Source organism: Pseudomonas sp. UBA6276, from assembly GCF_002438365.1.
Classification (GTDB): Bacteria; Pseudomonadota; Gammaproteobacteria; order Pseudomonadales; family Pseudomonadaceae; genus Aquipseudomonas; species Aquipseudomonas coleopterorum.
The window spans coordinates 40,740-55,549 of sequence record NZ_DJUS01000084.1 but is presented as its reverse complement, the minus strand read 5'-3'; the positions used below and the strand labels follow the sequence as shown (position 1 = coordinate 55,549).

Annotated in this window: 11 protein-coding genes and 2 pseudogenes; 12 read left to right on the top strand and 1 reads right to left on the bottom strand. The window is 52.5% G+C overall.

The annotated features are described in order from the left end of the window. A pseudogene (locus B2V21_RS10100) lies at positions 1 to 413 on the bottom strand (transposase); the annotation flags it as partial. A 373-nt stretch (positions 414 to 786) separates the two neighbouring features. Here B2V21_RS10100 and B2V21_RS10095 point away from each other — a divergent pair. The 12 genes and pseudogenes from B2V21_RS10095 to B2V21_RS10040 all read left to right on the top strand — a co-directional run bounded on the left by B2V21_RS10095 (position 787) and on the right by B2V21_RS10040 (position 14,760). Next, positions 787 to 2,289, top strand: a complete 1,503-nt coding sequence (locus tag B2V21_RS10095) for an MFS transporter (RefSeq protein ID WP_286916768.1) — start codon at positions 787 to 789, stop codon at positions 2,287 to 2,289. A 296-nt stretch (positions 2,290 to 2,585) separates the two neighbouring features. Further along, positions 2,586 to 3,311, top strand: a complete 726-nt coding sequence (locus B2V21_RS10090) for an autoinducer binding domain-containing protein (RefSeq protein WP_286916767.1) — start codon at positions 2,586 to 2,588, stop codon at positions 3,309 to 3,311. A 182-nt stretch (positions 3,312 to 3,493) separates the two neighbouring features. Further along, positions 3,494 to 4,033, top strand: a complete 540-nt coding sequence (locus tag B2V21_RS10085; RefSeq protein ID WP_286916766.1) for an acyl-homoserine-lactone synthase — start codon at positions 3,494 to 3,496, stop codon at positions 4,031 to 4,033. 131 nt (positions 4,034 to 4,164) lie between these two features. Further along, complete coding sequence (locus tag B2V21_RS10080) at positions 4,165 to 5,595, top strand: NAD(P)/FAD-dependent oxidoreductase (RefSeq protein WP_286916765.1); 1,431 nt, start codon at positions 4,165 to 4,167, stop codon at positions 5,593 to 5,595. Beyond that, entirely contained in the window at positions 5,592 to 6,437 is an 846-nt protein-coding gene (locus B2V21_RS10075; protein WP_286916764.1) for a N5-glutamine methyltransferase family protein, read from the top strand. The genes B2V21_RS10080 and B2V21_RS10075 overlap by 4 nt, the downstream gene beginning before the upstream one ends. Further along, positions 6,434 to 7,705 carry an aminotransferase class I/II-fold pyridoxal phosphate-dependent enzyme gene (locus B2V21_RS10070; protein WP_286916763.1) on the top strand — a complete coding sequence of 424 codons (1,272 nt, stop codon included), beginning with the start codon at positions 6,434 to 6,436 and terminating at the stop codon, positions 7,703 to 7,705. Before B2V21_RS10075 ends, B2V21_RS10070 begins: the two co-directional genes overlap by 4 nt. Before the next feature lie 18 nt (positions 7,706 to 7,723). Further along, the gene (locus B2V21_RS10065) at positions 7,724 to 8,059 is read left to right on the top strand and encodes a chorismate mutase (protein ID WP_286916762.1); all 336 of its coding nucleotides are present in this window, start codon (positions 7,724 to 7,726) and stop codon (positions 8,057 to 8,059) included. Positions 8,060 to 8,061: 2 nt separating this feature from the next. Next, on the top strand, positions 8,062 to 10,086 hold the full coding sequence (gene pabB / locus B2V21_RS10060) for an aminodeoxychorismate synthase component I (RefSeq protein ID WP_286916761.1): 2,025 nt from the start codon (positions 8,062 to 8,064) through the stop codon (positions 10,084 to 10,086). Positions 10,087 to 10,090: 4 nt separating this feature from the next. After that, on the top strand, positions 10,091 to 10,975 hold the full coding sequence (locus B2V21_RS10055) for a prephenate dehydrogenase dimerization domain-containing protein (RefSeq protein WP_286916760.1): 885 nt from the start codon (positions 10,091 to 10,093) through the stop codon (positions 10,973 to 10,975). Positions 10,976 to 11,172: 197 nt separating this feature from the next. After that, positions 11,173 to 11,520: pseudogene (locus B2V21_RS10050) on the top strand (GNAT family N-acetyltransferase); the annotation flags it as partial. 300 nt (positions 11,521 to 11,820) lie between these two features. Next, the gene (locus B2V21_RS10045) at positions 11,821 to 12,987 is read left to right on the top strand and encodes an SMP-30/gluconolactonase/LRE family protein (RefSeq protein WP_286916759.1); all 1,167 of its coding nucleotides are present in this window, start codon (positions 11,821 to 11,823) and stop codon (positions 12,985 to 12,987) included. Positions 12,988 to 13,188: 201 nt separating this feature from the next. Beyond that, positions 13,189 to 14,760 carry a gamma-glutamyltransferase family protein gene (locus B2V21_RS10040; RefSeq protein ID WP_286916758.1) on the top strand — a complete coding sequence of 524 codons (1,572 nt, stop codon included), beginning with the start codon at positions 13,189 to 13,191 and terminating at the stop codon, positions 14,758 to 14,760. Positions 14,761 to 14,810 lie beyond the last annotated feature (50 nt).

The following is a 14,810-nucleotide window of genomic DNA, read 5'->3' as shown; positions in this document are numbered from 1 at the left end:
GCGCCTGCGGTCGCTGAGGAAACTCAATTCAGTGTCCGGGATCAGTTGACCACTATAGACCGAGCGCAACAAATCAACTGGCTCCTGTAAGCGGAATTCATCGGCTAACGCAAGCGCTAGGGTCCCTGGGCCATCAAGAGCGCGGTAGGCTTTTTTTTAAACCGATTTCTATCGTTCCAGACTGCGGATTTGAGCTCCCAGCTCCTGGATTTTCTGCTGCTCAGGTTTCAACGCTTTGCTGGTCGGTGTAGCACCGCCTCGTTCCGGTTGAAGCTGGTCGACCCACCGGCGCAAAGCCGACTTTACCAACCCAAGCGACAGGACTGCATCAGCGTGGCTGTAACCTGGTCGAGCACTGGGCTGGCAGTTTCGCGCTTGAACACGGGGGTAAAGGCACGTCTTTGCTTGCTCATCAAATCTCTAGGTCGCGATGCTTGCCGCCTAAAAAGGTGTCCGGGGTTTTCAAATCACTACAAGTCATTACGCAGCTCGCGTAGACGCCGGTCTCTTATACTTTGGCAATACCTTCACGGTCACGCTGCACGATGATCGAGCGTTCTCGCCAGCTCGGTCGTTTGCCAGTTGCACGAGGGACGCTCGACGTAAATCTTGACACAATCTAATCGACCAATAAGTTGCGACCCTCTTGATCTGGCAGTAATTTCGATCTCCCCACACCAAGGAGGGTGTGACAAACAGGCGGTAACCTTAACCCCGGGCACATTACGCCCAACCTAATTGGCGTAGCCTGCGCCCGATACTTTGACGTTCAGGGAGAACCGATAAATGCCAAAAACTTCAAGCCCGCTGCTGTCCATTATCACCGACCGCTCCAAACTTGCTGGGCTGTTGACGATTCTGCTGCCCGTGCTGCTCGTCACCCTCGACAACACTATCGTTAACTTCGCTCTACCCAAAATCGCCGGCGCCCTTGGCCCCTCGGCTGCCGAACAGCTATGGGTAATCGATGCCTATTCATTAGTGCTCGCTGGCCTTTTGATCACCATGGGCAGCACTGGTGATCGCGTAGGCTACCGGCGCCTGTTGTGTGTGGGGTGCACTGGTTTCGCCGTTGTCTCGGTTGTCATTGTGTTCTCTCAACAGGCCTGGCACCTAATCGCTGGCCGTGCAGTATTAGGGTTGTTTGGCGCGATGATCTTACCTGCGACGCTCGCCCTGATCCGCACCGCTTTCGATGACCGAGAAGAAAGGCGCCTTGCCGTCGCGGCATGGGCGACTTGCCTGACATTGGGTGCGGCGGCTGGACCACTGCTCGGTGGTGTGCTGCTCCAATTCTTGAGTTGGCAGTCGGTGTTTCTTGTTGCAGTACCGTTCCTGCTACCGGTGTTGCTGCTTTCACCAATGATTCCAGAGTCCCAAAGGCAGGCCGGGGTGATGATCGATTATCCGAGCATCCTTTTGAGTCTAGGGGCTATGACGGGCGTGATGCTTTCTCTCAAGCATTTGGCCACGGTGGGTGTAGATGCCTACGCAACTGTGGGAATGCTGATGGGTCTTCTCATGGGGATCGCTTTCGTCCAACGGCAGTTGCAGCTGCAAGAGCCCCTACTCGATCTACGCCTGTTTGACTCGAGCACATTCTGCGTGTCTATCACCGTCAATCTCGTCAGCCTGGGGGCGCTGATAGGGTTCCTCTTTTTCGCTACCCAGCTGTTGCAACTGGTCTTGGATCTGCCACCCATTGCCGCAAGCTTGATACTGCTACCTGGTCAAGTCTGTGCAGTGGCCGCAGGTATCGCTATCGTACCGATTGCACAACGGGTGGCGCCGAACATAGTCATTCCAGGTTGCTTGTGTTTGGCAGCGAGTGCGTTTGCAGTAATGGCGTTATTTACAGCGACGGCGATGAGCGTAGCAGCGGCTTTTATACTGCTCAATGCTGCAGTTGCAGCGATTACCAGCGTTTCCAACGACCTTGTACTGAGCGCAGTGCCCGCTGACAAGGCAGGGAGCGCGTCTTCTGTGAGCGAGACGGCGTATGAGGTCGGCGTGGTGTTGGGGACAACTTTAGTGGGAGGGGCCGTGGCGGCTTGGTATCGATTGAGTCTGGTTTTGCCCGAGGAGCTAAAGGACACAACGGCTGCTATTACGGCGACGTTGGGAGGTGCTCATTCACTTGCGCAGGATTTACCTGCCGAAGTTGGACTGGTGTTGACTGAAGCCGCGAACACCGCTTTCAGTGTAGCAGTAGCAATCGCCAGTGGTCTGGTCGCGGGAGTGATCGTTTTGTTTGCCATATATGCCCGTCATGGCTTACGCAAGGTGTGACGGCCTGAATTGATTCTTGGGCTGGGTGTTGTCGACCTCAAGCATCAACCAACTGGGTCCCAGGGAACGAGGGATATTGAAATGCTTTGTTATGGCGGTGGAACTTGGATGGTATCCGCCTAGCATGGCTAGCCGCTGAGTTTCTATGAGGTCATGATGTAATAATAAACGGGGATACTGCAAGGTTTAGGCTACTTGGGTAACCTGGGTTTAAGACATACAAACTCGTACTTAATCGTTGGGGCGTAGTTCGTCTATCAGTAAGTTGCGAATTCGCAAGTAAAGGAGGTTGTGAAATGGCGCCGTCTAGACGTGACGCAGAATTTGTTGATTGGTGGCTCGATGTCAACACACGCTTCGGCAACTGCGTAACGTCCGATGATCTTTTTGCGCAAGTGGAACAGGAGATTCGGGCGTTGGATTTCGACTGTTTCGCGTACGGATATCGAAGGCCTGTTCCTTTCAATCAGATCGAAGGATGCGTTAAGGGAAGTTATCCCGCAGAGTGGCTGTCGTACTATGAGGAGAGACGTTACGGGGAGATTGATCCGTCAGTGATTATGGCTCGAGAAATAGGATTTGTGATCTGGGCCGACCACAGGGAAATGATGGGTTCTCCAATGTTTTGTGAGGCAAGGGAGTGGGGTTTGAACATCGGTGCGACCTTCATGATGCGTGGCAGAGATCAGACTGTGCATGCGATAGGTGTTTCACGCCGTAGTGGATCAGTGTCTGCAAACGAAGCGCTGCTACTACGATTGAAAATTAGCAATATCTTGGCATTATTGGAGGACTACATCCATCCAGTGGATATAATCACCGCGTCGAATATAAAGTTGAGCTGCAGGGAGCTCGAAGTTCTGAGATGGATCGGTGATGGAAAATGCTCACAAGATGTGTCTTGCATTTTAGGTATTTCTGAGAACACTGTGAATTTCCACGTCAAGGGAATTCAACGGAAATTTGGATCAAGTAACAGAGTGCTAGCAGCGGCATATGCTGCCGCATTGGGATTAATCTAAGTGCAGCAAAATAAATCTACGCTATGACTGACTATTGCGACCGGGTCTGCAGCGACAATCCGACCTAGAAGCTGCCCTGTCGACCTAGCAAACCTACTTTTTTTAGTAGTTGTGACCTCTTTTTGGTTGTTCTAAATTCTACCCTGTTGCACGAGAATAGATAGCCACAGGGGATACTCTCAATGTACCGGTTTGAGTGTAAACAATATATCCAATTGGATGAGGGCGTGATTCAAGATTTAGGAAGATTTAGGGACAGGATATTCATTGGCAGGCTCAAGTGGAGTATCGGCGATACGCAAGAAAATGCAGGTGTGGAATTAGACCAATTTGACGTGCCGAATACTTACTACGTAATTGCTCGGGATGCTAGCGGGAATATCGTTGGATGTACTCGATTATTGCCTACCGTGAAGCCTTTTCTGTTGGGGGATATTTTTCCCGAACTATGTGGCGAGGGCGTGCCTCGAAATCAGCACACATGGGAGATATCCCGCGGCGCAGCATTGAATATCAACAAGGGTCGCTTGGCGGCAGAACTGTTCGATCTTTCACTTCGATTCGCACTGGCACAGGGTGCTCTAAATGTTGTTGCTGTGGTGACCTGCAGCCTTGAACGCTACTTTAAGCTACGAGGGTTCGACTGTGTTCGATTGGGTACGGCGGTGAATTATGGGCACGATCTGCTAGTCGCCCTGAGCTTCTCCACCGAACAGTTTTAGTTTAAAGCTGGAAGTAGATAATTCTGAAGCAATTTTTGAACATGCTTATTAGTTTAATTAGCATGTGCCTTTGCGTAGGCCGCATGTTTGTAAAGTGATTGCTACTATGATTTGATAGCTTGGAGGCGGGGATGATTTACGATGTAGTAGTTGTTGGAAGTGGAGCTATAGGCGGCTCGATTGCGTTTGAGTTGGCTAGCCGAGGCTTGAAAGTATGCAGAGTGGGAGAAACTGTTCGTACTAATGCTGCTTCAAAGGCTGCCGGCGCTATGAACGGATGCTTTGGTGAGGTCACTGCAGGCCTGATGGCCAGTGAGCATGGCCGCCTTAAGTTACAGATGGATATTCAGGCGAAAGGGATGTGGGATGCGTGGTCGGAACGACTTACTAATGCTTCAGGGGACACGAGACCACTCTTCGCTGCGCATGGAACGCATGTGATCCTTAATTCCGCCGGTATGGCCGACATTGACAGCGTCAACTATGCTGCGATTGTGCAGGCATTGGATGACCATGGTGAGCCCTCGACAGTGGTAGATCCATCTGAGCTTGAATGGATTAAAGCCAATGACTTGGTACGGCCACTACAGGCGCTTCTAATCGCTAACGAACATGCCCTGAATTCTCACGTGCTGCTTGAAAAACTTGATCAGGCGTTGCTTTCGTCGAGCGGAGATGTTGTCGAAGCGAATGTCCGCACGTTAGTGACAGAGCAGCGTGTTATCTCTGGAGTAGAGCTAGAAGGTGGAGAGGTAATATCTGGCAAGCAGGTCGTAGTAGCCGCTGGAGTTCATTCTCTTGGACTGTTTGATAGCTTGCATGATGTAAAAGACCTTATTCCACCTCTGTTCGCCGGTTACGGCGTATCGATATTAGTCAAAGTCAAACGAGGGCACACCGTTCCCTCCACGGTCATTCGCACTCCTAATAGGGCTTTCGCCTGCGGCCTGCATTGTGTGCCGCGCTCACCTGAACTGCTCTATCTAGGAGCAACCAACATTTTGGCTGAAGAGCCCCGTTCTCATGCATCGGTTTCCGACGTACAGTTTCTCCTTGACTGCGCGGTCGATCAGTTAAACCTAGACCTGCACGATGCGGAAATTATGAGTATTCAGGTCGGTAATAGGCCTATACCGGCTGATGGGTTCCCACTGATTGGCCCATGCGGCTATAAGGGGCTGTGGATGGCTACAGGCACTTACCGGGATGGTCTGCACCAGTCTCCGCTGTTAGCTAACTGGATGGCTGATCAGATACTAGGTATTGCTAATGATATAGATCTATCCCGCTTCACCCCTATGCGTAAGCCGTTACAAGGTATTTCACGAAGCATGACTGTTGTGGAAACAGTTAAGCAGATGTTTGCTACAGGTTATGAGTATCGTTGGAATATCAAGCCGTACTGGCTGCCGCTGTTAGATAAGGGCATGACCAATAACTACGAAGATTTAATCAATTCTCTGCATCCAGAATTCACTCCCCCGCCTGAACTTGTCGCGTTCGCTTATCTGTATCCCTCGATGTATGACCATCTCGCCCGCTATTACGGAGCATGGTCATGAGTACAGAGCTAGAACAGGAGCGTGCATGCGCGCTGGCAGCATTGCTCAAAGCGGGTGTCTGGGATGCTCAGGGTGATCTACAAGCTCTGGTTGAACACAATTTTCCAAGTACTGAGGTGCTAAGCGACCGAGCAGTCAACACATTTCGGCAAGACGTTTCCGAACGCTGCTTGCGGATTCCGCTAGGGCATATTCTCGGTTACGCCGACTTCGCAGGTATCCGCTTCGTAGTGGGTAGTGGGGTATTTGTTCCCCGGCGGCAGAGCATGGCTATTGTGCAGTGGGTGGAAAAAAAGCTAAACCTGGATAGGACATCGAAAGTTTACGACCTGTGTGCCGGGGTAGGGGCGATTGGCTTATCTATAAGTTCTCGGTTAGGAGTTGGCGTGGTGTGTGTCGATAAAGATCCCACGGCGCTAACCTATCTACAACGCAATTTTTACCGACTTGGCGCCTCAAAATATGGTGCCATATATAAGTCAGCAGATATTATGAATCTTGCGGACTTTCAAGCCGCCGCCGGTACTGTCGATGTCGTAGTTTCCAATCCGCCATATGTTCCTGAAGGCACGACATTGGAGCCTGAGTGGAGTGAGAACCATCCCCCTGGTTCTATCTTCGCACCTGATGAGGGCAAAGGTCTGATTGAAGCGTCGGCACGTGTAGCCAGCCTGCTACTCAAACCCGGTGGTACGTTTCTACTTGAGCATAGTGAAGTGCAATCTTTTCAAGTAAGTATGATTCTAGATGGTGCTGGATTCAACACGGTGCGCACCTTATTGACCGAAGAGTTTAGCGACGCCACAGGGCCGTCTGTAATCACCGTTGGAGTTAGAGCATGAAAAAAATTACAGGAGATTCAAAGAGTAATACTAATGTGCGTAGAGATACCTGGATGAACATTCGAGAGCGACGTACAAGTGACGTAACGACCACAGCTTCTGGAACAGGCGTTACAGCCTTTGAAGTAGTTTCTCGCAAGGGAAAAGTACTCATGTTGGCAGATGGGACCAGCTGTACCGAGTTCATATCATGTTCGTATCTTGGATTGGAAAGCCACCCGGCATTAGTCGGAGCAGCTCAATCGGCTTTAGAGCGCATAGGAGTTCATCTATCTGCCAGTCGGAGCGCGATGAGCCCTTCATATCTGCGAGAGCTTGAGCAATTGCTAAGTGATATCTATGGAGGCTGCAGCATTACTGTCTTCACCTCAACAAGTAATGTGCATCTTGGTGTCCTACCTCTCTTGGGTAGTGGAAGGATGGAAGGCTATCCCACAAAGCGCGCCGTTAAGTGGCTAGTTGATCGCACAGCTCATGCGTCGATGCAGATCCTCCGCGGGGTAATGTCTCAGTTCGGAGACGTCGATCGTGTGGATACTCGAGATCTAACAGGGTTGAAGACAGCGTTGGCAACGTGTGTCAGAGATCACATTACGCCTGTCCTGCTTATTGATGGAGTGGGCTCCATGTCAGGGTTGCTCCCGGTGAATGAGCTCAGCGATCTTCTGGCAACCGCTGGGGGTTACCTTTATGTAGATGACGCACATGGCATCTCCATCACGGGGCGTCATGGTGCAGGTTATGCGTTCGAAGCACTCGGGTACTGCCTACGTCCAAATACGCTGATTGCTGGCTCGCTGAGCAAGGCATTTGGCGGCGCAGGTGGTTTCATAGTTCTAAACGCAGATTATAACTCGGCGCAGCTACGCGCTCTAGCTAATCCGCTAGTATTCGGACATACCGTCTCGGTACCACTTTTGGCTGCCAATGTCGCTTCAGCTCGGCTCCACCTCTCCTCGGATATAGTTGAGTTACAGAATGCGTTGTGGGCAAACGTTCGTCGTTTCGATGGACAAATAGAACACAAATTAATGAACGCTTCTCTACCTGCGCCTATTCGTGGTGCGTTGTTCCACACTGAAAAACAGGGCGTTACCGCAGCTAGCAACTTGCGGGATGCTGGTCTTGTGGTATTTCCGGTCTTCTATCCAATTGTTGAAACCGGTAAGGCAATGCTGAGGTTCGCTTTTTCGTCGCTTCACACTCCAAGTCAGATAGATGCTTTGGCCCATCAAATCACTAGTCAACTTTACCACGCTGAGCTTTGAATAGGGTAAGGAGTTCCCATGTCCACAGATAGCGATACAGATCTATTACGCGCCAGTCTGGTACTTTCACCTTACCGCGAGCAGATTGACCAGCTAAATCATATACTTGTGGATCTTTTGGCGAAGAGGATGGAAATCTGTCGGGGGGTCGCGAGGGTCAAGTGTGCTAATAATATCGCCATGATGCAGCCGCAGCGCGTGACATCAACTTTGGATCAGATGAAATTGCTAGCTCCTTCGCGGCAACTTAGGCCTGAGTATCTAGCGGAAATCTTTAACATCATTATTGAGGAGACTTGTGAAGAAGAACGGCGCTTAATGGACGCGATTTCGAATTCAAAAAAGGAGGGTTGACTGTGAAAATTTTGATCGTGGATAATTTTGATTCCTTCACCAATAATATTTCTCAATACCTTTATGAAGCCTCTGGTGAGCACCCAACGGTCTTGCCCAATACTGTTACGTTTGAGTGCCTAGAACTTGATAAATACGATGCAGTAGTTCTATCTCCGGGGCCAGGGCATCCAGCACGCGAAGCGGATTTCGGCATCTGCCGTCAAGTATTGGCTCGCAGCAAATTACCGATACTAGGCGTATGTCTTGGTCATCAGGGAATCAATTGCTTCTATGGCGGAACGGTTGATCATGCGCCGAAGCCTGTACATGGTTACCGAGCGCGTATTAGCCACTCGGGCACAGACCTCTTTGAAGGTGTTCCCCAGTACTTTGAAGCAGTTCGATATCATTCATTGGTCTGCACTGATATACCATCCTGTCTTGAGGTCACGGCAAGTTCAGCATGTGGGTTAGTGATGGGGATTGCCCATCGTGATCTGCCGATCTGGGGAGTGCAGTTTCACCCCGAGTCAATTGAATCAGAATATGGTATTAAGATATTTAGAAACTTTGTTCAGATGGCAAAAACATATGCCATAGACTGTGAGGACTCCGAAGGAAGTACCGTTCAAGCCGCAATTCAGAAGGTTGGCGGCCCTGCGCACTTGTTCGTCACTTTCGAGCGTCTAGCGCAGAGAGTATCTTGTGCGGAGCTTTTTACCGCTAATTTTCCTGACAATAAACCGGTGTTTTGGCTTGACTGTGAATTATCTAGTAACTCGCAATCGCACTACTCGTTGATGGGTAACTGTAGTGCTGATTGTGCTTTGATTTTCAGTTATGATGTCAAAAACAGAGTTCTATCCATCCATGGCCCTGCAGGATCCGCGACAGTCACAGGTGATTTCTTCAGCTTGATGGAGAAGTTTACCAATTTGCTTACGGTCGAAACGCCACGCCAACTTCCTTTTCCTTTCAAAGGCGGGCTGGTTGGCTACCTCGGCTATGAACTAAAAGCTTTGGTCGGTACAAGCAACTCACATGAGTCGGAATTGCCAGATGCCATATTCTATCTTCCTCAGAATATTCTTGTGATTGATCATGCTGAAGAAGTTACTTACTCATGCCATCTATGGGGACGAGATCCTGTAGTGCTTGCTTCTAATCCAACGACCCCGTTGAATAAGTTAAAGTACTCACCAGGGCCCGTTGAAGAATCTAAGCTTTCATTGGCAGATAGTTCAGTCGCGTATATGGCAAAGGTTAATGAGTGTCTTCAGCAAATAATCAATGGAGAGTCATATGAGATCTGTCTTACCAATCGAGCCCAGGTTAAGTGTGAAGTGTCTCCCATCAGCTGTTATTTACGAATGCGGCGTATCAGTCCGGTTCCATATGGCGCTTACATTAATACCGGCGCGTTCTGGATTTTGAGCGCATCACCTGAGACGTTTCTCACCATTCAGCCTTCTGGCCGTATTACCTCAAGACCTATTAAGGGGACTCGGCCTAGAGGTCAAACGCCCGAGACAGACGCCATGCAAAAACAAAGCCTTGCTTCCTCGGCTAAAGATCGCGCAGAAAATCTGATGATCGTTGACCTTGTGCGCCACGATTTAAATAGCGTTTGCGTGCCTGGCTCCGTCAGGGTTCCCCAGGCCTTCGATATCATGAGCTACTCCTCCGTTCATCAACTGGTTTCCACTGTAGAGGGGAGGCTGCGCATGGGGGTTACACCCTTCGCAGCAATCAAAGCATGTTTTCCAGGTGGTTCAATGACGGGCGCGCCAAAGCTCCGTACCATGGAGATTATCGACCAGCTTGAGACGTCCGCGAGAGGTATCTACTCTGGAGCTCTGGGTTGGATAGGACTGGACGGTTATACGGATCTAAGCATTGTCATTCGGACCGCGGTGATTAAGGATGGAATTGCTTGCTTTGGGATTGGTGGTGCTATCGTCGCAGACTCTGTTCCTTGCGACGAAATGGAGGAAACGTTAGTCAAGGCGAGTGTGCCTTTCTATAGCATCACAGGGCAGGAGTAAAAACTTGAATAATGTTTTGATATTGGGCGGCGCGGGAAGGGTGGGGCAATTCATGGCTAAGATTTTAGAGCCTCACACCCGCGCTATAACTATAGTCGATCTTGTAGCGCCACCGCCGCAGTATCGCCACTACCTGCTGAGCGCGCTGGACGTGGTTGAACATAGATCGGATATATTGCAGGAAAACACCACAATTGTTTTTGCATTGGCTGAGGACTTGGCGATCGCAACACTCGAAAGTCTTTCCCGAAAACATTCTCCAGTCGAAGTCATCATAAATACTTGCTCAATTCAAGAGGCATTTCATGCGAAGACCGCGGTGTTATTTCCAAGCGTAGTTTCAGTAGGAGTAAATTTTATGTTCTCCCCAGATCTTGACTGCCGTGGTCGGAGTGTAGCGGTGTGCGAGTACCGTCAGAGCAAGGCAGGAGAGTTGCTTGAGACAATACTTTCGCACAATGAAATGGAGGTTGCCAAGGTGGCGCCTGCTGAGCATGACGCACTAATGGCTGTATGCCAAAGCCTGCCTCATGCTGCGATTCTAGCCTTTGCTTTAGCACTGCAGGGATCAGGATTTGACATAGAAACATTGAACGCTCTGTCCCCTCCGCCTATGAAAGCTATGTTGAGTATGGTTGCTAGGGTTCTCCGCAATTCGCCTGAGACGTATTGGGATATCCAAAAAAATAACCCTGGTGCTCAGCAGCAGCGTGATCGGATGATTTCAAGCCTAGCGCTGCTCACTAATTTAAGTCTAGAAAATAGCAGTGACCATTTTTCCGATGAGTTGTGTGAAGTGCGAAAGTATCTGGGTAAGCATCTCCAGATCTACACTGACGCTAGCGCGCAGTTTTTCGATGTTCTTAGTCGTAATCGGATCACCAGTTGACTTATCAGTAAATATGGCTCTATAAATGCCATAATGTCTTGCTGCTAGCATAAAGGGCAACTTGAGTTAGTAGTCCTTTAATATGATACTTGATAGTAGCTCAGATACTATCAAATAGGTCGCGAAAGTGTCAGTTGCGCTAATGTTCCAGCCGTCCACGGTATTACTTCGTCACCGAAATGCTGCTGTTGACCTAGACGACCGGTGGGACCGAGGATGGATATTACACACTGATGGAAAAGCACTTCTATCTGGGCTGTATAAAGGGAAAGCCTGTGGCTACAGGAATGCTTGACCTTGCAAAAAGCGGAATAGGCGCGATCTTTGTGCATCTTAGCTTTAGACAAAGAGGCACTGGTGGGAAAATCCTGTATCACCTCGAATGTCTGGCACGGGATTTGGGCTTGGAAGAAGTCAAACTTGATGCTACTTTGAATGCGGCTGACTTTTACCGACGCTACGGCTTTGTTATTCAGAAGCCTGCGATTTACCGTTCTCCTTCGGGGCTTCAGCTGGCGTGTGTTCCTATGGTAAAGCGACTGTGACTGGTTTGCTTAATGTTCAGGAATTGGGGCATCGAATGATGTGATCGTAGTTTTCTGAAGAATCACTTCTTAGTTTTCGGGGTAAATTTCAGTTATTTGTCAACCGTGGTGCAGGCCATTCCCAACTACACGTTGCCATCCCCTGGAACTTTCCCACCCCAACCCCTTTCAATACCCATGAACCTGTCGCGCCGTGTGTTCCCTTCGACACCCGTACAGGTTTTTTTTCGCACACCTCTGAAACCGGTTTCACAACTCGGTGCAGACCAGCCCATCTCATCCCGCAGGAGCCCGGAAAGGATGACCAAAAATCCATTGAAGCAAGCCTCGATCACCGCCCTGGCGGTCGCGATGTTGGCTTTGACAGCGAATGCAGCTCAGGCCGAAACCATCGATCGCAGCCTGGTTCCCATTGGTTCGATCCAGGAGGTGGCGGCGTTCAGCGGCCCAGGGCCGTCGGGCATCGTGGTTACTCCGGAAGGGCGCACCTTTGTCGGCTTTCCGCGTCATGCCGATGATCACGCTGGCATGACGCTGGGCGAGTTGGTCAACGGTAAGCTGGTTCCCTATCCCTCCGCCGATGTCAGCCTGCCGTCTGGGCTGTCCGACGCCAAGCGTCTCGTTTCCCTGCATGGCATGACCCTGGATAAGCGTGGGCGCCTCTGGTTGATTGACGATGGCAAGCGCGCCGGCAAGCAGGGCATTCCGGCGGGTGCGGCGAAGGTGGTGGGTATCGACTTGAGCAGCAACAGCATCGTGACGTCCATCGAGCTCAAGGATGCTCTGCGTCAGGACAGCCACATGAATGACCTGCGCATCGATCTGACCCACGGCAGCCAAGGCACCGCTTATGTCGCCGACTCATCCTTCGGCGACGACCCGGCTTTGGTGGTGGTGGATCTGGCCACCGGGAAGCAGCGTCGTGTGCTTGCCGGTCATCCTTCCATCGTGGCGCAGAAGGATTTCGTCACCCAGCTCGACGGTGTGCCCATGCGCTACGACGGCAAGAACACCGCATTCCCTCACGGTGGCGTCGATGGTCTGGCGCTGACGCCCGATAGTTCGCGTCTGTTCTACTCGCCGCTCACCAGTCGACACCTGTGGAGTGTGCCGACCGCGGCACTTTCCGACTTCGGCCTCGATGATCGACAACTGGCTGCCCAGATCAAGGATGAAGGGGAGAAGGTGATGGTCGACGGGATGGACATGGACGCTCAGGGCCGTCTGTACATGACCGATGCCGAGCATCATCAGGTGCTGCGTCGCTGGCCGGATGGCCGCCTCGACGTGGTCGTGCGCGACCCGCGGCTGGTGTGGCCGGACGGCGTGTTCGTGACCGCCGATTCGGTGTACGTGACGTTGGGGCAGTGGAGCCGGATGGGCAAGGGGTTCGACACCCGGCAGCCGCCGTATCTGTTGGTCAAGGCGCCTATCGAGGCAACCCCTCAGTTCAACGCCGCGCAATGACCGGAGCGGGGGCGCAGATCGTGTCCCCCGCCGATAAGAAACACTGTCTGAAAGCCTGATAATCCTCTTCGCCGCCATTGATTCAGCCCAGTGCTATTTGCCCATTCCAAGCCTCACCAGCCACCAAGAAAAAGCGCGGCACACTTATTGCTCTGCTAACAATAAATTCATAGATAGCTAGCAAAGTTAGGGCTTCGAATCATGATCGCTACCTCTTCTCGTGCTGTGATCTGCACGCCTCACGCCCAAGCCAGTGCCGCAGGGATGCAGATACTCAATGCGGGTGGCACGGCCATTGATGCCATGCTGGCAGCCAGTGCGATGCTGGCCGTGGTGTTTCCGCACATGACCGGCCTGGGTGGGGATGCCCTCTGGATGATCCACGACACCCAGGTCCGCACCATCGTGGGGATCGGGCAGGCCGGGCAGCGGTTGCCCGACGGCGGAGTCATCGGTTTGAGAGGTCCATCCTCGGTCGCCACCACGGCAGGTGCGCTGGCGAGTTGGCAGACGGCGGCGACTATCAGCCGGCAGGAGTGGGGCTCCCATTTGGGTTGGGCCGACCTGTTGCAGGACGCCGCTAGCGTGGCGGAGGCGGGCACGCCTGTTTCACAGTCCCAGCTGTTTTGGCAGACACTGCGGCAGCCACTCATCGAGCAGTTGCCGGACCTGCACGGTGTCTGCAAGACCGATGGGCGCTGGTTGCGCGCAGGCGATACGCTGCGTCAGCCGGCGCTTGCCAACACCCTGCGGCATCTGGCCAGGTACGGGGTCGAGGATTTCTATCAGGGCGAGTTGGCTCACGCGTTCGGGGCGGCGTTCGATCGGCTCGGTTGTGGCTTGACCCAGGCCGACCTGGCGGCCACGCACGCACCGCTGGTGGCCCCTGTTTCGGTGCCTTACCGGCAGGGCCGACTCTACAATGTCGCACCGCCGTGCCAGGGTCTATACACCCTGCAAGCCATGGCCGCACTGCAGCATAAGCCACTCGCGCAGGTCGGCAATGGCAGCGCGCTTTACTACCACTATCTGATCGAAGCCATCAAACAAGGTCTGCTGCGCCGCAACGCGCAATTGTGCGATCCGCTGAGCACCGCTTGGGATTTCGCCGCCAGTCTCGATGAGCGGCACGTTCAGGGGTATGCCGATGCCATCGACGACCAGCGTGCAGCGCCGTGGAACGAGCCGGGACGCCCGGCCGATACGGTCTGGATGGCTGCAACCGATGCCCAGGGCCGGACGGCCTGCCTCATCCAGAGTCTGTTTCACGACTTCGGCTCGGGCTGTATTCTGGGCGACACCGGGGTGCTGTGGCAGAACCGTGCTGCGGGTTTCAACGTCAGCCCCGAGCACGTCAATGGCTGGGCCCCCGGCAAGCGTCCCGCGCACACGCTCAACCCATCCTGTTACCTGGCCGACGATGGTCGCCGCTGGTTCTTCGGCACTCAGGGAGGCGATGGTCAACCGCAGACGCAGATGGTCCTGGCGACGCAGCTCATCGACTATCAGCAGCCTATCGATCAGGCCTTGCGCACCCCGCGCTTTTTGCTGGGCCGCAGTTTTTTCGACAGCACCGACAACCTCAAACTCGAAGGCGACATGAGCGCCGCGAGCATCGAAGGCCTGGAGGCACTGGGTCATGGGGTGGAAATCATACCGGCGCAGAGCCCGATGACGGGCCATGCCGGTATCATCGCCATCGATGCCCAGGGGCGGCGCAGTGCCATGCATGATCCGCGAGGCGAGGGTACGGCACTTGGTCAGGCAGACTGAAGGTTGAACGGGTATTTGCCGGATACTAGCCATCTCGTGTATAGGCATGA

Excerpts from the sequence above, each read along its gene's own strand:
- B2V21_RS10095 (WP_286916768.1), top strand. The coding sequence starts at position 787 with ATGCCAAAAACTTCAAGCCCGCTGCTGTCCATTATCACCGACCGCTCC.
- B2V21_RS10090 (WP_286916767.1), top strand. The coding sequence starts at position 2,586 with ATGGCGCCGTCTAGACGTGACGCAGAATTTGTTGATTGGTGGCTCGAT.
- B2V21_RS10085 (WP_286916766.1), top strand. The coding sequence starts at position 3,494 with ATGTACCGGTTTGAGTGTAAACAATATATCCAATTGGATGAGGGCGTG.
- B2V21_RS10080 (WP_286916765.1), top strand. The coding sequence starts at position 4,165 with ATGATTTACGATGTAGTAGTTGTTGGAAGTGGAGCTATAGGCGGCTCG.
- B2V21_RS10075 (WP_286916764.1), top strand. The coding sequence starts at position 5,592 with ATGAGTACAGAGCTAGAACAGGAGCGTGCATGCGCGCTGGCAGCATTG.
- B2V21_RS10070 (WP_286916763.1), top strand. The coding sequence starts at position 6,434 with ATGAAAAAAATTACAGGAGATTCAAAGAGTAATACTAATGTGCGTAGA.
- B2V21_RS10065 (WP_286916762.1), top strand. The coding sequence starts at position 7,724 with ATGTCCACAGATAGCGATACAGATCTATTACGCGCCAGTCTGGTACTT.
- B2V21_RS10045 (WP_286916759.1), top strand. The coding sequence starts at position 11,821 with ATGACCAAAAATCCATTGAAGCAAGCCTCGATCACCGCCCTGGCGGTC.
- B2V21_RS10040 (WP_286916758.1), top strand. The coding sequence starts at position 13,189 with ATGATCGCTACCTCTTCTCGTGCTGTGATCTGCACGCCTCACGCCCAA.